The 20,015-nt window shown below is 55.8% G+C and carries 13 protein-coding genes and 1 pseudogene; 6 read left to right on the top strand and 8 right to left on the bottom strand.

Features of this window, described 5'->3' with window-relative positions; translation table 11 throughout:
- The first annotated feature begins 86 nt into the window (after nucleotides 1–86).
- Nucleotides 87–1,435, top strand: a protein-coding gene (locus tag B4F73_RS13440; protein ID WP_290483519.1) for an IS3 family transposase whose coding sequence is annotated in 2 segments (ribosomal slippage) — nucleotides 87–420 and nucleotides 420–1,435 — 1,350 coding nt in all. Because the reading frame shifts where the segments join, the coding sequence is not laid out codon by codon here.
- Between the two features lie 83 nt (nucleotides 1,436–1,518).
- Here B4F73_RS13440 and B4F73_RS13435 read toward each other — a convergent pair.
- Nucleotides 1,519–2,742: pseudogene (locus B4F73_RS13435) on the bottom strand (polysaccharide lyase 6 family protein); the annotation flags it as partial.
- A 292-nt stretch (nucleotides 2,743–3,034) separates the two neighbouring features.
- Between B4F73_RS13435 and B4F73_RS13430 the strand changes: the two are divergent.
- A complete protein-coding gene (locus B4F73_RS13430) occupies nucleotides 3,035–6,049 on the top strand; it encodes a TonB-dependent receptor (RefSeq protein WP_290483517.1) in 3,015 nt (1,004 codons plus the stop codon).
- A gap of 230 nt (nucleotides 6,050–6,279) precedes the next feature.
- Nucleotides 6,280–7,026, top strand: a complete 747-nt coding sequence (locus tag B4F73_RS13425) for a FadR/GntR family transcriptional regulator (RefSeq protein WP_206990770.1) — start codon at nucleotides 6,280–6,282, stop codon at nucleotides 7,024–7,026.
- Between the two features lie 305 nt (nucleotides 7,027–7,331).
- On the opposite strand, the gene B4F73_RS13420 is transcribed toward B4F73_RS13425, so the two are convergent.
- Both B4F73_RS13420 and B4F73_RS13415 read right to left on the bottom strand, forming a co-directional pair.
- Complete coding sequence (locus B4F73_RS13420) at nucleotides 7,332–7,685, bottom strand: helix-turn-helix domain-containing protein (RefSeq protein ID WP_290481819.1); 354 nt, start codon at nucleotides 7,683–7,685, stop codon at nucleotides 7,332–7,334.
- Between the two features lie 460 nt (nucleotides 7,686–8,145).
- Nucleotides 8,146–9,099: an SDR family oxidoreductase gene (locus B4F73_RS13415; protein ID WP_290483516.1), complete on the bottom strand. Its 954-nt coding sequence runs from the start codon at nucleotides 9,097–9,099 to the stop codon at nucleotides 8,146–8,148.
- A 166-nt stretch (nucleotides 9,100–9,265) separates the two neighbouring features.
- On the opposite strand from B4F73_RS13415, the gene B4F73_RS13410 reads away from it, so the two are divergent.
- A complete protein-coding gene (locus B4F73_RS13410; RefSeq protein WP_290483515.1) occupies nucleotides 9,266–10,156 on the top strand; it encodes an AraC family transcriptional regulator in 891 nt (296 codons plus the stop codon).
- 15 nt (nucleotides 10,157–10,171) lie between these two features.
- Here the strand turns inward: B4F73_RS13410 and B4F73_RS13405 are convergent, their stop codons facing one another.
- On the bottom strand, nucleotides 10,172–10,783 hold the full coding sequence (locus tag B4F73_RS13405; protein WP_206990766.1) for a TetR/AcrR family transcriptional regulator: 612 nt from the start codon (nucleotides 10,781–10,783) through the stop codon (nucleotides 10,172–10,174).
- A 109-nt stretch (nucleotides 10,784–10,892) separates the two neighbouring features.
- Nucleotides 10,893–12,650, bottom strand: coding sequence for an N-acyl-D-amino-acid deacylase family protein (locus B4F73_RS13400; RefSeq protein ID WP_290483514.1), 1,758 nt, complete (start codon nucleotides 12,648–12,650; stop codon nucleotides 10,893–10,895).
- A 215-nt stretch (nucleotides 12,651–12,865) separates the two neighbouring features.
- On the opposite strand from B4F73_RS13400, the gene B4F73_RS13395 reads away from it, so the two are divergent.
- The gene (locus tag B4F73_RS13395) at nucleotides 12,866–15,079 is read left to right on the top strand and encodes a TonB-dependent receptor (RefSeq protein ID WP_290483513.1); all 2,214 of its coding nucleotides are present in this window, start codon (nucleotides 12,866–12,868) and stop codon (nucleotides 15,077–15,079) included.
- 60 nt (nucleotides 15,080–15,139) lie between these two features.
- On the opposite strand, the gene B4F73_RS13390 is transcribed toward B4F73_RS13395, so the two are convergent.
- Together B4F73_RS13390 and B4F73_RS13385 are read right to left on the bottom strand one after the other, a co-directional pair.
- The gene (locus B4F73_RS13390; protein ID WP_290481118.1) at nucleotides 15,140–15,970 is read right to left on the bottom strand and encodes an alpha/beta hydrolase; all 831 of its coding nucleotides are present in this window, start codon (nucleotides 15,968–15,970) and stop codon (nucleotides 15,140–15,142) included.
- Nucleotides 15,971–17,517: 1,547 nt separating this feature from the next.
- Nucleotides 17,518–18,656, bottom strand: a protein-coding gene (locus B4F73_RS13385) for an IS3 family transposase (RefSeq protein ID WP_290483512.1) whose coding sequence is annotated in 2 segments (ribosomal slippage) — nucleotides 17,518–18,398 and nucleotides 18,398–18,656 — 1,140 coding nt in all. Because the reading frame shifts where the segments join, the coding sequence is not laid out codon by codon here.
- Nucleotides 18,657–18,736: 80 nt separating this feature from the next.
- Between B4F73_RS13385 and B4F73_RS13380 the strand changes: the two genes are divergently transcribed.
- Nucleotides 18,737–19,165 (top strand): hypothetical protein, encoded by a 429-nt coding sequence (locus B4F73_RS13380; protein WP_290483511.1) that lies wholly within the window; start codon nucleotides 18,737–18,739, stop codon nucleotides 19,163–19,165.
- A 167-nt stretch (nucleotides 19,166–19,332) separates the two neighbouring features.
- Here B4F73_RS13380 and B4F73_RS13375 read toward each other — a convergent pair whose 3' ends face one another.
- Nucleotides 19,333–20,001: a hypothetical protein gene (locus B4F73_RS13375; RefSeq protein ID WP_206990753.1), complete on the bottom strand. Its 669-nt coding sequence runs from the start codon at nucleotides 19,999–20,001 to the stop codon at nucleotides 19,333–19,335.
- Nucleotides 20,002–20,015: the final 14 nt, after the last annotated feature.

Here is a 20,015-nt window from a genome sequence, read left to right as displayed (position 1 = left end):
TGTTCCCCGTCAGCGACCATGAGACAGATCGGCCAAATTGCTTAAGGAGGATTTCTGGCACATCGTAGCCCGCCAAGGGAGCGAAGATGAGACAGAAATCCGGGCCGGAAGGATCGGCCGAAAAACATGTGAAAGAGATACGCCGTAAGACCCGGCGCAAATTCTCTGCCGAAGAGAAGATCCGCATTGTTCTGGAAGGCCTGCGCGGAGAATATTCGATTGCCGAACTGTGTCGGCGTGAGGGGATCGCCCAGGGCCTTTATTACACCTGGTCGAAGGAATTCCTCGAAGCGGGAAAGAGGCGGCTCTCCGGCGATACCGAGCGCCAGGCGACGTCCGGTGAGGTGAGCGGCTTGAAGCGCGAGATGCGGGATCTGAAGGAAGTCGTGGCCGACCTGACGCTGGAAAACCGCATTCTGAAAAAAAGCGTGATCGGGGATGGGGAGGATACCGAATGAGATACCCTGCCTCTGAGAAGCTGGAGATCATCCGGCTGGTCGAACAATCACACCAGCCGGTGAAGAAGACACTGGAACAGATCGGCGTGTCACGTCCGACCTTCTATCGCTGGTATGACCTTTACCGGCGGTTCGGTGAAGCCGGGCTTGAGGATCGGCGCAGCGGCTCCGGCCGGGTCTGGAACCGCATCCCGAACGAGGTGCGTCAGCAGGTACTGGAAATGGCCCTGGATCAACCGGAACTATCTCCCCGGGAATTGGCGGTGACGTTCACCGATGAGAAGCACTACTTCGTCTCGGAAGCCAGTGTTTACAGGCTTTTGAGGGCGCACGACCTGATTACCAGCCCGGCCTTCATCGTGATGAAAGCGGCCGATGAGTTCAGGGAGAAAACCACCGCGCCCAACCAGCTCTGGCAGACCGACTTCACCTATCTGAAAGTGATCGGCTGGGGATGGTTCTACCTCTCCACCGTGTTGGACGACTTCTCCCGTTACATCATCGCCTGGAAGCTCTGCTCGGGCATGGCGGCGAGCGATGTGCAGGACACGCTGAACCTGGCGCTTGAAGCTTCCGGACTCGATGAAGTGAATGTGGTTCATCGCCCGAGACTACTCTCAGACAACGGACCGTCTTACATCTCTGGCGATCTGGCTGAGTATCTTGCCGACAAAGGCATGCAGCATACGCGCGGCGCGCCGTATCATCCCCAGACGCAAGGAAAGATCGAGCGCTGGCATCAGACGCTGAAGAACCGCATCCTGTTGGAAAACTACTTCCTGCCCGGAGACCTTGAAGCGCAGATCGATGCGTTCGTCGGTTACTACAACCATCAGCGCTATCACGAGAGCCTGAACAATCTCACTCCGGCAGATGTCTATACGGGCCGCGGCCAGACCATCCTGCTCGAACGTGAGAAAATCAAAAGGAGGACGATGAAACTACGGCGCTTGCAGCACGCCCAATCCGCTGCTTAACTCAAACCAGATGCGCCAGACCCTCCTTAAGTCAGGCAGCCTGAAGTCTCAAATTACCTGACGACGGACAGAGCAGCCGTCGTCACATTGTCCTCAAAAGTAATTCCGCTTAGGTCGTCCTGTATTCGAAATGGCGCGTCGCTACCTTCTCCAATCACAATGTTGCTTCGGAAAATGGAATTGACAGGTACGGCCGTGCGTTCAGCGTCGGATCCTTCGGCCAGCTCAATGCGGCGGACAGTATCGAAAACATTATTCTCTATAATTGCGCCATCAACCTGATGATAGCGGTTGATCGGCGAGTTCGGTACCCCATTCATTACGACCAGCGCACCAGAAAATCTCTCTCCGGTCAGATCCTTGAAATAGTTGTTCCGCACGGTCTGGCGCGCATTGATAACGCGGACACCTCCCGTATAAGGAGCGCCATCTCCATCAAAGAGGTTGTTCTCAACCAAGGTATCATTGCCGTGGCGCAAGGTGAGTGTACCACGCGACCGGAAGAACGTGTTCCCACGGTACGTATTACCGCCTGATTTGTTCGAAATGATTTCGACCTCGCCGCTGCAGCGGTCGAAGTAGTTGTTCTCCACGAGTGTGCCCGAGTGCGTGAGCGAATAATGACTGGTTCCAATACGAAGCGTCTCGCCCCCATTTGACCCGAACACTGGGCGAGGCCCGAAATAGTTGTTTCGAATGACATGGTTGTTGTTCTGGCTGTCTTCCGTATTGAGGCGGACTGCCATTGTAGGACCGGAATTGAGCTTGCCCGACAAGTGATTGTGATCGAACATATTGTTCTGGCCATACATCGCAACCCAGATGTCACGCTGCGCCCTGGTTGGGTTGGAGTAGTTTTCGATAACTGTTTCGGTGACACGTGAATTATAGGCGAGATTGTCATTGTCTCGCCGGAAGCTGATAACTTCAGTGCGCGGCGTATAACCTTCCCGAAAAACAAGACCGGATATGACAAGGTGTTTGCCGGCCAGTCTCAGGCTCGACTGTCCGGACAAGATAACCTTGCCAGGTGTTTCAGCCGATACGGTAATGGGAGTTTCGATTGTCCCTTCAGCGTCGAGAAGCATATCAAAGTCGCGCCAAACACCGTTCTGGAGAACGATCTGGTCTCCTGGCTGGGCATTGGTTGCTGCATTGAAATAGTCTTCCTGATTGGAGACGGGGATGACACGATGGCTATGAGGGCGTTGGGGTGTGGCTTCAGAAACTTCAGGCAGTGCGGGGACAGCCTGACAAGCGCCCAAAGCAAAACAAATTACCGTCGCATTGATGAGCCCTAAACGCATGCTTTTCTCCCGAGGCCGTGTAATCCGGCTTTTCTGCAGTGCTAAATTGTCAGACCAATTTGTCAACCAATTAATTCTTGCGCTGTTGAAAATGTTCTTTTTGATCCCCGTCGCTTGCGGGGGGTGTCGCAAATTTACAATACTAGCTCGGAAAACTGATTAGAGGTCATACCAATATAGACAAATATGCATACCAAAGTGGTTGACATACCATCAGCGGAGGGTGTTGGTAGTCTTCGAAGTGCCTTGCGTCGAGACGAGGCCTCAAAAATATAAATGGGAGGAATTCAGTATGCGCACGTTTAAACAGGATGAGTCTGTCAGTCTGAGGAGGCAGCGGGTTTGGCGGGCGGCACTGCTTGCCGGTGTCGCGCTGCCGTTGGGTGCCGCAGCATGGGCGCAGGAAGAACCGGTCACCGTGTCAGCACCGGCCGCTGAAGGTGAAGCGCGCCAGGATACGGTTGTGGTGACGGGAATCCGCTCATCGCTCGCAAGCGCACTTAGTGAAAAGCGTGCTGCCGATAATCTGATTGAAGTCATCCAAGCAGAAGACATTGGTAAGCTGCCGGACCAAAACCTTGCTGAAGTTCTGGAGAATATCACGGGTGTTCAGATTACTCGCGAAGCTGGTGTGGGCACCGGGGTTCAGATCCGCGGTACAAATGCAAACCGCACCGAGATAAACGGTGTGTCCACCGTGGGGTCTGGTTCTGGTCGGGGTGGCATTAGTTTTGAAGATGTTTCTGCTGCCATGATCGCGGCTGTTGAGGTAACCAAAGCTCCTGAGGCAAAGACGATTGAAGGTTCTGTGGGCGGGACAATCAATCTCAGAACAATTCGTCCGCTTGACCTTACTGAGCGTTTGACGACGATACGAATTCAGGGCGAGGACAGCAGCCTCACAACCGATGGTATCACTCCCCGGCTCGCTGGGACCTATGGCAATAAATGGTCAACGGACATGGGTGAGATCGGGACCGTCATCAGCGTCAGCTACGCTGAGCAGGACGTTACCGCGTTTCGTCCTCGTGCAGACCGCGATAACCTGATTGCGTCAGATAGTGGTGCCGACAGTGCGCAGTCTTTTGATTTTCTGCCAATACAGTTCCTGAATCAAGACTACGACAACTTTGAGTACGAGACGACCAATATAGCCGGTACGGTAGAGTGGGCGCCGAATGATGGCGTGAAGCTGTACTTTGATGCTGTTCTGAACGATCAGGAGCGCCGGCAAGAAAGCTCCAGGGTGCAGGCCTCGGGGGTCAGCAGCCTAAATAACATCTCCATTCCGTCTGCCTTCGAAACAGTGAATTTTGGCACGTTGAGCGGCGAAGACGGCGCGCAATTCCTCGGTAGCATTGAGGCGGCGCTCAGAGGTGTCATACCGGTCGACTTGGCTGATGATGATGACGATCCGAACCTTCGTTTTTCATCCGATACAAACTCCCGCCTGACAGATAGCAGAATCTACCGGTTGGGGACCGACTGGCGGCGCGGCAAACTTTCGGGCCGTGTCGAGCTCTCAACGTCGACATCGGATTCCACGACACCGAGCTTCAATACCACGCTCAATTTCATCAATCCCAACGCTCCGCTGGATGCTGGTGGCGGAAACGACAACGCTGTCCCATTCGTCTACGATCTGAGTGGGGGGGCGCTGACCTTTGCCGTTGCGCAGGATGCCGCATTTGGTCCGACAACCGCACAGTTGCTTGATCCGGCAAACGTTGTTTTGCGTGATGTCAATATCGGCGAGGACAAGTCCGACAACAGTGAAGACGCGTTTCGTGCCGACTTCACCTATGATTTGACAGACAGCTCCGTAAGCGAATTCATCACATCTATTGATGCGGGGTATCGTTACAACAAAACCTCCAGCACCCGCGACCAAATTCGCTCAAACGTCGGATTGCGTTCAATGGCTGATAGTCCGCGGGGGGATCTTTTTGCGGATCTCCTTGTTGCCGGTCCGGACAACTTCAATGCAGCCGATGGCCGGGCGCTGTACGTTTCAGATTTTCTGCTGATCAATCCAGAACTCGCCGCGTCCAATCCCGATGGTGTGCTTGCTGCCCTTAATGCGGCCATCTCTGCACATGGTGGATCAAGATCAATTGACTCGCCCACCTCGAGTCAAAGCGCCTTTTTCGACATCGAGGAAGAAACCCATGCCCTTTATGCGCAAGCCAACTTTGAATACGGTATGTTCCGCGGTAATGCAGGCCTGCGTTATCTGGAAACGGACATTACTTCAGTCGGGAATTCTATACTCAATGGCACCGCGATGCGGGTCTCGACGGAAGGCAGCTATGATTTCTTGCTGCCGCGTTTCAACCTTGTGGCCAACCCGACCGAAGATGTGATTCTGCGTTTTGGCTTGAGCAGGGACATCAGGCGCCCGAACTTTGATGACCTGTCAACGTCGCGGACGTTCAGCACCAGTCCGAACCCGCCGGTTCAGATCGGCAATCCTGGCTTGGCGCCCGAACAGGTAGACTCCTTCGACATCGCAGCTGAGTGGTATTTCGCGCCCTCCGCTGTGGTAAGCATCGGCTATTTCAACAAGAAGCGTACCGACCTGTTCGTTACTCAGCAGGAAGACCCATTCGAAGATCCGGTCACAGGTTTCCGTGATCTGACCGATCCGTGCGAGGCGGGGGGTATTTTCAACCCAATTGCCGATCCGAACGTGTTTGCGGCCAGCGGCACGCCAGTCGGTATCTGTGTGCCAGTTTCGACGACGGTCAACGATCCCGGTGAGACTACACAGGAAGGTTTCGAGTTTGCGTTCCAGTATGATCTTTCTGAGTTTGAGGATCGGCTCGGCTGGGCGTCTGGCTTCGGTGTACTTGCAAACTATACCAATCAGAAATTTTCTGGCGGTGAAACGGTGAACACTGCGACGAGTCGCGCCAATCAGGTGTTTGCCGCCCTGGGTGCGACAACACCTGTGACGTTCCAGCAGCCACTGATTGATCTGTCGGAGAATGCGTATAACGCCACACTCTACTACGAGAAATATGGCCTTTCTGCCCGTGCCCGCTACACGTGGCGTGACGCGTACCGATCAACAGATTTCGGCAGTACGTCCAGCTTCCCTTGGGGATTCCCCGTTGTTCAGGAGGCTCGGGGACAGCTCAATGCGAGCATCAATTATGATGTGACCGAGAGCCTGAGTGTGGGAATTGAAGGCGTGAACCTCACCGAATCTGAGGTTCAGCAATCCTGCGTCAACGAAGGGGCGCTCTTGTGTTTCCAGGGATTGACTGATCGGAGGATTTCATTCGGCGCCAGCTACAGCTTCTAGAAGACAGTAGTGAGCCGATTCACGACAGGAAACGCCCCACGTGTGTGGGGCGTTTTCGTGCATGATCACTGGATTTAGCGGTTTAGAGGCATATTCGGAGATTCGCGCGAATTTTTTTACAAATTGGTCCAACCAATTTGTAAACCTTTTAAAATTACGTATAATGTCGTCGCAATCGGGATTTTGTTGTCTACCCTTAGACCTGACATGCTGCTTGAAGGAACCATTTGATGTCAGAGAAGCGCCTTTACCACACCGTTGCCAGAGCTATTCTGGATATGATCGAGTCCGGATCTTATCCGCCGGGCACGCGGTTGCCTGGAGAGCGCGAACTGGCAGAGAGATTTGGCGTGAGCCGCGTCGTGGTGCGAGAGGCCGAAATCTCTTTGGAGGCCATTGGGCGACTCGACATCAGGGTCGGGTCCGGCGTCTATGTACGCGATGCCGACGAATCGAGCGGACTTATACTGCCGCGTGTTACACCTTTCGAGCTAACTCAGACCCGCCTGATCTTTGAATCCGAGTGCGCCGCTCTCGCTGCCACGCAGATCACCGACGCGCAAATTGAAGGACTGCGGGAAACGATAGAAAAGATGGCGTCATCGACGCACGATACTCCTGACGGCGACGAAGCTGATCGCGACTTCCATCTTCAAATTGCGAAGGCCACGGGCAATGCGGCCAACGTGTTCTTCCTGCAAAACCTCTGGCGTATGCGCAATGAAATTGACGCAGTCCGGAAAGTCTATTCAGCCGTGTGTCTCGATGACACGTCACATCGCGTGAATGAGCATTCGAATATCCTCGATGCTCTGGAAGCCAGAGATCCACAAGCCGCTCGTGAAGCAATGCAGGGCCATTTCGAGCGCCTGCTGGAAGCGCTTCTGGACGCGTCGGAACGACAGGCCATCGAGGAGGCGCGGCAGAAGTCGAGCGCCAATCGGGAGAGGTATCTCAAATTGGCGGCTGCGCGTTAGGAGAGCTGGAGGCAATTGTCAGGGGAAGTGGTCGTTGTCTATTTACGCCTGACATCATGATCTACCTTCCAACGCACAAGTTCGCCGCCATTCAATCGGGTTCGCGGTACGGGTATTTCTCGACGGTTTGAGCGGAAGATATTGGTCGCACCCGAGCGGAGGAGGTTGGTGATCCCTGAGACTTCTTCCATTCGCATGGACTGCGCTCTCAGGAGTCCGTAGAGCGCGTTTCACCCTTCAGTACTGGTTGGCTTTCTGAAGTCGTCAAACGCGCTCTGGTGACTCTCTCTCAGAGCTTTCTGAAGCTACTCGTCGTAGTAGTTGTGGATGTCACGTGCCACATAGACGAGTTGCCACTCCCAAATGGTAATCACCCGGTCTGCGACAGACACAATCTCAGGGTCATCCGGGCATTCCTGAGCGAGCCAGGCTGAAAGCACATGGGCAACGTCGTGGCTGAAGAAGTTGGCGATTGTTGAAAGATGTCGGAGCGGGACCTTGGCAGAGCCGCGCATCCATTGAACGACGGTTGTGTCTCTCTTGTATCCAAGCTTTTCGGCAAGCTCGGCGGGTGTGGATGTCCGGTACTCGAAAGAGAGTTCGAGAAACCGGGACATCCGGTGGTTTGAAGGTGTTTCTTCAAGTTCTGGGAACAGCATTGGTCTTCCTTTCGGTTGGTTGTCGATAGGAAGAATCTAGCGGTTCTCGTCGGTGATTGCGGGTGGCAAACTCTTGTTTGTGTAAGGCGAAGTGTACTTGTCGGGTTGAACCTACGGCATATACGAAATGTCTCGTTTCAGCGTATCCGAAGGCTTTGGGAAAAAGCTTCAATCGGTTCGTTGGTGCACAATCACTTCAATCATCAAAGGAATATCGAGAGTAGGGCCGGATTCAAATTGCTACGTGACGCTGCTCTTCTCGAATGGCGCGCGTTGATCGCCGCCTGAGACCTGTACATCCGCGAAAAGCGGAGACTGGTTCGAAGCCGTCTGACAGCGCCCACCTTGGCGGGACATGCAAGGACCCGTTGCGATGGCGTATTTCCTGCGCGCGTCCAAGCAGATGGCAACAGTCCGTCAGGTTGACTCGACCCGCGCGGGGCCGGGGACCTTCAGGGAATTAAAGTGACCATTCGAATCCGACGGCCTTTTCGGACACGTCCCAAAGCCGCGCCATCACCGCCTTGTCATAGGCATGGGCGTTCAGGGTTCCCTTGCCGACCGGTCCTACGAATTCGCGGGTGCCGGTGGGGCCGTAGAGGGCGCGCTGTTCGGTCAGGGCCTTTTCGGTGGCGCACATGACTTCCGGGTAAGACCCTTGCTCAGCGGTTTGGACCATCGGTGTCTTGGTCATCAACCACCAGATAAACCGCATGGTGCGGCTGCCGCTGGTAGAGATCAACGAGGTGGCAGACGAACCAGGGTGGCAGACGAAAACCTCGACATCGTTGCGCCCCGCAGCGGCCAGCCTGTCTTGCAGCTCATAGCCGAACATCATCTGCGCCAGTTTGCTTTGTGAATAAGCTGTGTTCGCGCCGTATCCTTCTTCCCAGTTCATGTCGTCAAAGTTGATGGTTCTCAGACCCATATTGTAGCCAAGGCTGGCCACGATAACGATCCGGCCTTTGCTTTCCGCGATCCGCTCGAACAGAAGGCCGTTCAGCAGGAAGTGACCGAAATGGTTGGTGCCAAGTTGGCTCTCGAACCCATCCACTGTCAGCTTGCGGGTGGGCACTTGGGCGATGGCGGCGTTGTTGATCAGCGCGTCAATGCGCGGCACGGTCGTCAACACCTCGGCAGCCGCATCGCGAACACTATCCAGAACCGCCAGATCCAATCGAACAAAGCTGACATCGGCCGCTTCGCCGATTTCCTGTTTCAGTTCTCCGATGGCCGCTTTCGATTTCTCGGTCGAGCGGTTCAGCATTACCACCTTCGCGCCTATCTTCAGAAGCGTTCGTGCCGCCTGAAAGCCCGCGCCCGAATTCGCCCCGGTGATGAGGTATGTCTTGCCGCTCAGGTCGCCGAGGCGTTCGGGCGTCCAGCCCTTGCGTCCGAATGTCGTGTCTGCCAATGTTTTCTCCTGCCAGCGCTACTGGCCGTCTGTTCGGATGTCTGATTTTTTCCTAGAAGGTAGATGGCTCTCGGAAAGTGCAGGAAACAGACGTAATCGTCGCTAATACATGCCTGATTGTCTCGTCCGTATTGTAAAGCAGCATCTTCCTTGCCAGTTTAGCATCATGAGCAAAGACCAGATCAGACACCTGATCGACCAGCGCCTTCCCGAGGCGGGGGTGATCGACACCGCGCTAAAGGGTGTGCAGCTTTTCCGCGTGACCGAACCCGTTCCCTGCGCGCCCGCCGTCTATGAGCCCACCGTTGTGGCAATTCTCAGCGGTGTGAAAGAGGCCATCCTAGACGGCGAACATCACGCGTATGGCAGCGAAGAATACCTGCTGTGCCCTATGACCCTGCCTGTTGAAGCGGGGGCCCCGCAGGCATCGGACGACAACCCGCTGCTGGGAGTGATGATCGCGCTGGAGCCACGCTTGATGCGGGATCTTGCCATTGAGATGGAGACCACCGCCGGCGCCGGTTTCAGACACGACGGCCTGTCGCAGCCAGCGCTGGCGCTGGCGAAATGGGATACCGGATTTACTGAGGCCCTGCTGCGGCTGCTGGAGCTGCTCGATAATCCGGTGGACGCGGCGGTGCTGGGCCCGGGGCGTCTGCGCGAGCTGTATTATGCCCTGCTGAAGGGGGAGGCAGGGTCCGCCGCGCGGCGCGCCTTCGGTGTTGGCAACGAAATCGCGCGCACCATCGACTACCTGTCCAGCCATCTGAGCGAACAGGTCACCATTGACGACATGGCCAACCATGTTGGCATGAGCCGCGCGGTGTTCCACCGGCGATTCAAGGAGGCGACGACGATGACCCCCATCCAGTTCGTTAAGTCAATGCGCCTGAATAATGCCGCTATGAAGATCGCTGAGGGCAAGACTGTGTCCGAGGCCGCCTGGGACGTGGGCTATCAAAGCTCGTCGCAGTTCAGCCGGGAGTTCAAGCGTCTTTACGGTCAGTCTCCCAGGCAGTGGAGCCATGCCCGGCAACCGGCACTCGGTCCGGCGTAACGGCCTATCCTAACATCAACTGCCAGACTGATTTGTAAGTGCAGCCCACAGCAGGTCTTCCAGAAACGCCCGTTGAGCGGATTCGGTCTCATCCTTGCGCATCAGGACCAGCGAATGGACGTTCTGGATGATCTCCGCAAGGCGTTCATCGGACAGATCGTTGCGAAGCGTGCCTTCTGCCCGCCCGCGCTCGAAAACTGGGGCCCAGATCTTCACAATCTCGGCCCGGACGGCATCGTTGCCCTGAACGAGAAAGTGCTCCATTTGGGTGCTCGTTTCGTTCAGTATGATCGCTTGGAACAGTTCTTCTTCCTGCGCGATGCGTATGTTTTCGATCGAGCCTTCGATCAGGGCTTCTTTGACGTCCGAATATTTGGCGACCGCACCGGCAGACTTTGATCCCATGCCTCGCAGCAATTGGAACAGAACCTGATTCACCAGCGCGGGCCGGTCCTCGAACATGCGATAAAGCGTTTTCCGAGATATGCCGGCCTCGCGAGCAATGTCACTCATTGACGTCTTGTGAGGTCCCAACTGCCTGAAACACTTCAGGGCAGCGTCAACCACCGCTTTTCTGGACACGCCGGAATGTGTCGTTTCGGGGCCGGGAGCGGTAGTGTCAGTCATACAGGATTTCACAGGCCTTTGCTTGAATGGGTAAGTATCTTGCCGGACCGCATTTAGTCCATACTTCACAGTCTATTCGAGCACACATGGCAGCCCCCTGAAGTTGACGTCATTCAGCGGCCATGAGTGGTGATGGGGCGGATTTCGACGTCACACGAACGAATGCACCGGGGGTTGCTCCGGTGGGGCGGTCCGTTTGGTGAGTGACCACACCATTCACGATAACACAGTCGTAGCCGCCCGCGCGAGCTTGGCGGCGCCAGTCGCCTTCGGGCATGTCGTGGACAATCTCATACTTGCTCATGTCGAAGTGAAGCTGGTCGAGATCGTAGATCAGGATATCCGCCTTGAACCCGGGGAGTAGGGCGCCGCGATCACGAATGCCGACCGAACGCGCATGTTTCAAGCTGAGCTGGAAGTGCATTTCTTCCAGTGTCTTGAGTTTTTCCTCTCGTACCAACCAGATCAACAGGTCGGTTGCGTAATGCCCCATGCCAAACGCCTTTGTGTGGGCTCCACCGTCTGAACCACCGGGGACCACGGCTGGATTCGCCATGAGGCGTACCGCTTGATCCGGCGTGATTGACGCGATCGGCGGCGACTTCATTTGCAGGTCCAGATCCGACTTGACGCCAAGGTCCAGCAAGGCGGCGACAGCACTCACGCCAATTTCTACGCCGACCTGCGCCAGAGTTTTTCCGAGAAATTTCTGAAGCGCGGGATGTTCGCCGACCGCTATGACGGTTTGGCCTTCCAGGCCCGCCGCGCCGCTTGCAGCACCCATTTCCGCGTATTGCGTCTCAAACTCCCGAACAAAAGCGGGGTCTTTTATCAATGCAAGAATTTCGGCATCGGAACTGCAGCCGACGATTTTGCGGACTGCGGGAAGTTGGCCTGCGGCGGTATCGAGTTCTCGGATGCCGGCCTCTACCCAACCGCGATTGATCAGGGCACCAGCTGTTACGTCGCATCCCGCTTCGCGCATGGAGTCTAGCCATTGAAGGTCTTCGTCGACCACTTGGGGCACCAGATCATGTGTCAGGAATACGTTATGTATGACCCGCACGCGCGTCCCGCGGGCCAATTCGGCTACACGTTGTGTGATGGAACGATCGCCGAAATACATGATCTGGGGCAACATCTGGATGACGCCTTCGCCGCGCGTTATGACTGCACGGCAAATATTCAGAATATCGTCATGGTCCATGAGGTCGGTCGGCATGGGGGTGCCGTCCGTATCGACATGTGAATTGCCTTCGGCACCCATAACCGACATCGAAATACCTATGGCCCCGGCGTCCATTGCTTCATTGATCAGGCGATGTATTTCGGCCAGTTCTTCTGTATTCGGTCCTCGCGTTTTGGCGGCATCTACACCCATCACATAGACGAGCAGGGGATTGAGCGGGAGAAACGTCAGGACGTTCAGCCCTTTCCGCAAACCGCGGATGCGTTCCATGTATTCGGGAAAGGACTCCCAGTCCCACGGCAGTGCTGCTTTCTGGTGGGACACAGGGATTTGCTCCGTAGTTTCCAGCATGCCCATGATCCGCTCGCGGTCTTTTTCTCGAACCGGAGCAATTCCAAAACCGCAATTTGCATTCACGACGGTCGTGACACCATTGCGACCGGCATCCAGACAGTACGGATCCCAGAACAAGGCTGCATCGTAGTGGGTGTGCTGCGTTATGAAACCGGGCGCGACGGTTTTTCCGGTGGCGTCAATGGTCTGCTTTGAGCTGCGGCCCCGCAGATCGCCAATTTCAGAGATCTGATCATTAATGATTCCGATATCTGCATAGCCACCGGGACTGCCTGTGCCATCGACAAGAAATCCTCCTGAAATGATTAGATCAAAATCCGTCATTTGTCGTTCCATCCCTTCTTTGTAGTTGTTTGTTGCAAACCTCGATTTGCAAGCACGGAAGAGGTTTTGAACCCGCCTCTCCTTCTGTTCATGACGGATTGAATGACACAATAATATACAATTGTCACCCCTGAGTTGACACAAGACACAAAACGTAATCTTTGTATCAAAAAGCGGAACGCATAATACAATTAGTCCGCATGGGAGGAACGAGGATGACCAACAATCGAGACACCACAACTGCGTCTGGCGAAGCCGGTACCGCAAGAAGAACGACCGCAGCGGCAAGGTGGGGCGGGCTGGCGGCATGCGTTGCTCTAATGCCGTTGACCACACCTGCGATCGCGCAAATGGGTGAAGGTGTCGAAGCGGAATCTCGTCAGGCGACTGTGATCGTCACGGCGACCAAACGAGAGGCGAGCATCCAGGATGTCGCCGCCTCAATCTCGCAGGTCGGTGGAGATGATCTAGAGACGCGCGGTGTCGATGATGTCGAAAACCTCGCCCTGCAGATACCGAATTTGACATTCGGAAAATTCGGGAGAAACACATTCGTGACAGTGCGCGGTATTGGCACGACGGTCGATTCGGGCGTGGCTGAACCCTCCGTTGCAACCTATGTCGATGGCGTTTTCCTCCCGCGCGCCACAATGGCGCTGCTGCGCCAGGTGGACCTCGAGCGCGTGGAAGTTTTGCGGGGACCGCAAGGCACGCTCTACGGGCGCAATGCGACGGGCGGCGCGGTGAACTATGTTTCGCGCGGACCGAGCGACACGTTCGAAGGGAAAATTGTTGCCACGTTTGAGGAGCGTAACGGCCGTGGTGTCGATGCCGTCGTGTCCGGTCCCATCTCGGAGGGATTGTCCTTCCGGTTGAGCGGCGGCGTGCAAAAGCAGGATGGCTATGTGAAGGTGCTGAATACCGGTCAGGATCTTGGTGATCAGAATCTGTGGCATGCGCGCGGGGCTCTAAAGATTGAGCCATCAGACAACGTCACGATCGACCTTTCTGTTCAGCATGAAGAGGACACTGGAAATTTTGGTTGGCAGTCGGTTGTTTCCGAACCATTTGTTGTTGCTGGAACTGCGGCGTTGTTCATGACCAACGCGAACTTCACAACAACGCCTAACCAAGTGTACGCGGACGGCGATCATTCCGGAAATGCCGAGACGACCATTGCGATTGCGCGGGTGAACTGGGATGTTTCGGAAACAGTCTCCTTCCGCTCCATTACCGGCTATGTCGATCATGAGATCGACAATTCATTTGATGCGGACGGGACCAACTTCTTCTTCGCCGATCTTACGGGATCGTCTAGGCCGTCCCAATCGTTTAGCCAGGAATTCAATTTGTATGGCCAGACGGGTGCGCTGGATTGGTTGATCGGGGCCTACTATTTCAGCGAAGAGTTTGAACTTGGCCTGCCTGTGGAGTTTCCGGGAGTTCTGTTTGGCGTCCCCACGGTGCCGCGTCTCGAGGTTATTGCGGGGGATTTGGTTGAAGATACGGAATCCTATGCGGCATTCGCCGATGTGACCTATGCATTGACGGAACGGCTGCGCATCAATGCCGGATTGCGCTTCAACGCAGAGGAAAAAGAGTTTACGTTTTTTGGTGCGCCGTCTCCGGCTGGAAACATCGACTCTGAAGACGTCTTGCCGAAGCTCGGCATGCAATTCGATGTCAGTAATAATGTGAATGTCTATGCGAACTGGCAAAAGGGCATCAAATCAGGCGGACACCAGCTAAGCTTGCCGCAATTGTTCGACAGCGAAGAACTGGATGCGTACGAACTTGGCATCAAGTCACAATGGATGAATGGTGCCCTGACCGCGAACGCCGCGCTTTTCTCCTATGACTATACGAATCTGCAAGCGACCATCACCATTCCGCCTGCGACGACCTTGGTTGAGAATGGGGATGCGGAGCTGATCGGGCTGGAAGGCGAACTCATATATGCCGCAACGGATAATATTGCCTTCAATATGGGCGTCTCGCTTCTGGACACGGAATATACGGACCTGATCACGACCGACCAGGCATTGCCAGGGACGCCCGCTGTCGACCTCACCGGGGAAGAACTAATCCGGGCACCCGAGTTCACTGCGAATTTCGGGGCGGAGTGGAATATTCCAATAAATTCCGGCTTTCTAGGTAGCGTGCGCCTGCGCGGAGATGTCTTTCACTCAGCAGATTACAAGCTGGCCTTCATTGACTATCCGGAGTTGAGGCAGTCTGAATACACGAACATAAACCTGTCAGCGACGCTTACAGATACGTCTGGCAATTACCAGCTTCGTGCTTTTGTGAACAATGCCACCGACGAAATCATCCTGAACAATGGGAGCTATTTGGCGTCGAGCGGTGGGTTCATCGGCATTCATTCGGCGCCCCGGACCGCCGGCGTTTCGCTTTCTGCCAAGTTCTAGGTTTTCTCTCAGATGGACTGCCAATGTCTCGGCGCCGGTTAGCGGAGCCGGGACCTTTTTTCAGCTATCAATGCCAAGCCGTCGACGCAGGAAATCGAATGATGCCTCGCGGAAATCACGTGAGATGTCTGCTTCGGGCGCCAGGGCGTCAAACCCGTGGGGAACATCTTCAACAATTTCCAGTTCGCTCTCTACGCCGTCTTTCGAGAGCCGTTCCGCATAGTCGAGGTTTTCACCGTAGAAGAGATCCTTGTCGCCGACGCCGATCCAGGCTGGCGGCAAATTCGACAAGTCGGGGCGACGTGACGGCACAGCCCAACGCGGAATCTCCGATCCGTCATCCGGCGGATGTCCCAGATAGGCAGACCAGCCGAAAAAATTGTTCTCATTGTTCCAAGCGATATGCCGGACTGGTGTGAGGTCTCCTCGTGTTGCCGTCCGGTCATCGATCATAGGGTAGTAAAGAAGTTGCGCGGCCGGCTGCGGGGCGCCTTCATCCAGAATCCTCTGGCAGAGTGCTGCCGCCAGGCCGCCCCCTGCGCTCTGGCCTGCGACGACAATCCTGGAAGGATCAACTCCCATGAGTTCAGCGTTGTCCAGAAACCACAACCAGGCTTTGTAGCAATCGTCGAGCGGCGCCGGATACGGATGCTTGGGCGCCAGTCGATAGTCTACTGACACCACAGACATGCCGAGTTCGCGGACGATCCGATTGCAATCAGGATCGTTCATTCTTGCCTGGCCCATTACGTATCCACCACCGTGAATGAACAGCATTCCAGCGCCGGCGTGTTCGCTGACCGGTTCGTAAACGCGAACGCTGACATGTTCGAGCTTTACGGTGTGCCTACGAACATTGGCGTCGGCCTGCGACCGGAAGGCGATCGCCATGACCGATTTCATCAGCATCCGCGACAACGGACTTCGAAGAGATATGGTCGGCATCCTCGCAACTTGCTTTTGCACTTGAGGGTGCAGATCGCTGACCTTCATTTGCTTTGATGTCATGATGTTTCATCTCGCTCCCTGTTTGTTTGCAGATGGAGTACAGAAGACTTCTGCACAAGCTGAGACTCTGACACAATATTGTTGATGTGTATCACGCATTTGCCGCAGCGGTATTGAGATAAGAACTGGCTTCAAGGAGGGGGTCTCTAAGGTGTACCTTCGCGAAGGGATGAAATCACCTTTTTGCTAACTCATTGCAATGCAGAAGATCATCCAGTTTGCGACGGGCTTGTCAAAGGAACCAGACCCGAGTTGACCAATACTGCTGGTTGGCTCCAATCGATGGAAAAAACTGTTCTGTTGCTTCAGAACGATGGGGATTGTGAACAGCCTGCTGAAGCTGGATCTGCCCGACGATCCGGCCGCATCTCAGAGTATGGGTAGTTCAACATCCTTGTCAGGGTAAATGCCGAGGCAAGGGGGTGACTATACCCACGTTACTCTAAGACTTCTCCTCTCCGGCGAGTGCGCTCTCAGAGCGCGCAGGAGAGTCGAAAAACAGTCTCCAGTACAATTACTGAAGGCATCAAAGAAGCGAGTCAGCGAGCAATCTGAGTCGATTGTGACGCATTCTGATCCGGTGGACGGAAATCACCGATTGAAGTACGGAGTGATGAGTTGAGGATCGTGAACTGGAACATTGAACGGCGGAAGCCGAGTTCATGGCAAGCACGTTCACTCGTGGATGAGATAGCGTCGCTAGAGCCGGACTATGTTTGTCTAACCGAAGCTTGGAAGCAGTCGCTGGCGGATTTCGGCGGTCATGTTATCTCGGCGGAGGGGGGGCATGGAGCCCTCAACATCCCGATGAACGCAAGGTCGTTCTCTGGTCTCGAAATCCGTGGGCAGACGTCGAACCGATCGAGCAGCTTGAAGCGATCGGTAGCGCCATAACAGCCAGGAGTGAGATCAACGGCAACGTCGTCAGATTTGTAGGTGTTTGCATTCCGTATCATTTTGCCAGTCCGCTCGGAGTTGAGCCGAGAGCCAAACCTTGGACTGAGCATGAGAGGTTTCTGGAAATACTTAAGCCACATTTGGCGCGTTGGGCTCGAGATGAGCCGGTGACTGTCTTGGGTGATTTCAATCGACGGGTTCCGAGATCCTGGGGGCCAAAGCAGTCGTATGAGAAGTTGGAGGATACATTCTCAGGTTACCAGTTTGCCACAACCGGTATCTTGGACGAAATCAATGATCGAACAATCGACCATATAGCTTTCGCCGGTTCGTTTGAGGTGAAGAGAGTATACGGGAAGAGTGCGCATCTTCCAGATGGTCGAAGACGGTCTGACCATTTTGGTGTTGTTGCGGAACTCGCGTGAACTGCCAGAGGCTTTAGGAGAGGGTCTGTATGATGATAGTGGGCATGCTCTGCCCCACTGAGGTGGTCCACCGGAATTGTTAGTCCGGCGGTTTCCATGTAGCGGCGTTCATGCCGCCACCTCCCCACAGTAAGGCGGTATGAACGCCGCGGGCAAGATGGTTTGTGGAGCAGGTGGTCGGTAGCCCAGAGAAGAGTGTGGGCGCACGGTGTTGTAGTGCCGCCGCCAAGCCTCGATCAGGATCTGGGCTTCCCTGAGATCGAAGAAGATTTCCCTCGCCAGCAACTCGTCTCTGAGCTTGGAGTTGAAGCTCTCGCAGTAACCGTTTTCCCATGGTGAACCCGGTTCGATATAGAGCGTCTTCACGCCGACCCGGCCAAGCCAGTCACGCAGCGCGGTGGCGATGAACTCCGGGCCATTGTCGGAGCGGATATGCTCAGGCGGGCCATGCGCGACGAACAGCTCGCCCAGCGTGTCGAGCACATCGCGGAAGTTGAGCCTGCGTTCGACGCGGATGGCGAGGCATTCGCGGGTGAACTCATCGATCACACACAGTATACGGAACACCTTGCCGGCATGCGTACGGTCCTGAACGAAGTCATACGACCAGACATGGCCTTTGTGCATTGGCCGCAACCGGATACAGGAGCCGTCATTCAGCCATAACCGGCCGCGTTTTGGTTGTTTCATCGGAACTTTCAGCCCCTCACGCCGCCAGATGCGATAGACGCGCTTCTCGTTCACATGCCAGCCATCCCGTCTCAGCAGGGCTGTGATGCGGCGATAGTCATACCGGCCGAACCGCTCGGCCAGGGCGATGATGGCCGCTGTCAGCACATCCTCGTCCTGACGCACCACACGCGGCTTACGCTGGGTGGAACGGTGCTGGCCGATCACACGGCAGGCCCGGCGCTCTGTTGCACCGAGTGTCTCCACCACATGATCGACCGCTTCGCGTTTGCGTGAAGGGCTTAGAACTTTCCCTCTATGACTTCCTGAAGGATCTGGTTGTCGAGAGTCAGATCGGAGATGGCGCGACGCAGCCGCGCATTCTCCTTCTCGATCTCCTTCATCCGTTTGGCCTGGCCAACCTGCAGCCCGCCATACTCCTTGCGCCACCGGTAGTATGTCTGCTCCGTCACACCGATCGAGCGCACAGCCTGGCCCGTCGCCTCACCACGCGCGAGGCGCACCTCAACCTCCCGCAGCTTCGCAATAATCTCTTCAGGCGTAGATCTCTTGCCCATGTCTCAGCTCCATATCTGAAGCCGGAACTAACTCAAATAATGGACCACTTTCGTGGGGGCAGACCAAAGCCGTGCGGGACATGTTTGAGGTCCTGAACAAGGCGATCGACCTCGACACAGCAGGCGTTCCGCCCATTGACGGGCTAGAGGGCTTCAAAGATCTCCTCCGACGCTACATTCGGCATTGTGCCGCCAATCCTGACCACGCCCGGATCATGGTGTCCGAAGCGATGATAGGCGGCGAGCGGCTCCAATGGATAGTGGACAATTTTCTCATTCCGCGACGCGACGCGATTGCGCAGCGCCTGGTGCGTGCCAGTACTCTGGAACAGCTGCCAGACCTCAACCCGTTATCCTTCCTCTATATCACGACGTCTGTCTGTCAGATGCCATTCGTGCTGGCGCACGAGGTTCAAGCATTGTTTGGTATTGACGTGCGGAAACCAGAAATCGTGGACGCGCACATTGAGTCGGTGTTGAACCTGTTTTTTCAGTATCGCGCCGACTGATTCCGGAAGACATGGAGGCTTGGGGCCGACGCGTCTGAGGCACGCGCCTTGTCAGGTGTCCTCGTTCAACTGCATTGAGGCCGGAGCTTGCTCCCGTTCCAGCGTGTGTCAGATCGTGTCAGCCCGTTTCATGCCATGCCGCTCGGACGGGCCGGAGCTTGCAGGGCTTATTGCTGTGTTCCGGGAATCAGGACGTCGATCGGCAGGCCTTCCGTGCCGAAATCCGGCAACATGTCATCTTCGTCCGGAGGCGGCGGGGTGCCGTCGGAGCCGGTGCCCATGAGAAATTCGCTGCCGGCCGATTGGGCGGCCTGCGACACGGCCTTGCCACGACCGATCTCGTTGACGGCGCTGGCGGGATCTATGACGGTCACGGCGCGCGCGCTGGGCACGACAACGGTCAGCGTTCCATCTCCTTCGCCGGAGGTCAGGGTGAGCCCGTCATTCGGCTCCAGGCTGGTGCGACAGCGCTCTGTTCCAGCCAGGTCGCCAATACAGGGATCGTCTGCATCCGTGACGGGAGTCAGGCGGGCAGCCGCCGGGTTCGCTGGAATTTGGCCGAAACCCGCAGACGCAGCATCCTGCCTGGTGTCTTCGGAGGCCGGAACGACCTGTTCTGCACTGATGGCGTAGGCCGCTGCGTCGGCATCCTTGCGCTGGCCATCGGGACGGGGCGGTGGAGGCGTGTCGGCCTCGAGGCCGCCGGTCGGCATGGTGAATATTTTGGGAGGCTCGAACGGCGTGGTGCAGCCGGTGCAGAGGGCAAGGACGAGCAGGGCGCCAGCAAGGTTCGCGGGGCGCGGATAGGCGGTCGACGAGGATGTGTGGCTCGTCATGGCTCAGTCCTTCC

The sequence above is a fragment of the Hyphomonas sp. UBA3601 genome (assembly GCF_002375605.1).
Taxonomy (GTDB): Bacteria; Pseudomonadota; Alphaproteobacteria; order Caulobacterales; family Hyphomonadaceae; genus Hyphomonas.
Note: the sequence above shows the minus strand (reverse complement) of the source record. Positions and strands in the feature narration are given on the sequence as shown.

Excerpts from the sequence above, each read along its gene's own strand:
- B4F73_RS13430 (WP_290483517.1), top strand. The coding sequence starts at position 3,035 with ATGCGCACGTTTAAACAGGATGAGTCTGTCAGTCTGAGGAGGCAGCGG.
- B4F73_RS13395 (WP_290483513.1), top strand. The coding sequence starts at position 12,866 with ATGACCAACAATCGAGACACCACAACTGCGTCTGGCGAAGCCGGTACC.
- B4F73_RS13410 (WP_290483515.1), top strand. The coding sequence starts at position 9,266 with ATGAGCAAAGACCAGATCAGACACCTGATCGACCAGCGCCTTCCCGAG.
- B4F73_RS13425 (WP_206990770.1), top strand. The coding sequence starts at position 6,280 with ATGTCAGAGAAGCGCCTTTACCACACCGTTGCCAGAGCTATTCTGGAT.
- B4F73_RS13380 (WP_290483511.1), top strand. The coding sequence starts at position 18,737 with ATGTTTGAGGTCCTGAACAAGGCGATCGACCTCGACACAGCAGGCGTT.
- B4F73_RS13420 (WP_290481819.1), bottom strand. The coding sequence starts at position 7,685 with ATGCTGTTCCCAGAACTTGAAGAAACACCTTCAAACCACCGGATGTCC.
- B4F73_RS13405 (WP_206990766.1), bottom strand. The coding sequence starts at position 10,783 with ATGACTGACACTACCGCTCCCGGCCCCGAAACGACACATTCCGGCGTG.
- B4F73_RS13375 (WP_206990753.1), bottom strand. The coding sequence starts at position 20,001 with ATGACGAGCCACACATCCTCGTCGACCGCCTATCCGCGCCCCGCGAAC.
- B4F73_RS13400 (WP_290483514.1), bottom strand. The coding sequence starts at position 12,650 with ATGACGGATTTTGATCTAATCATTTCAGGAGGATTTCTTGTCGATGGC.
- B4F73_RS13390 (WP_290481118.1), bottom strand. The coding sequence starts at position 15,970 with ATGGCGATCGCCTTCCGGTCGCAGGCCGACGCCAATGTTCGTAGGCAC.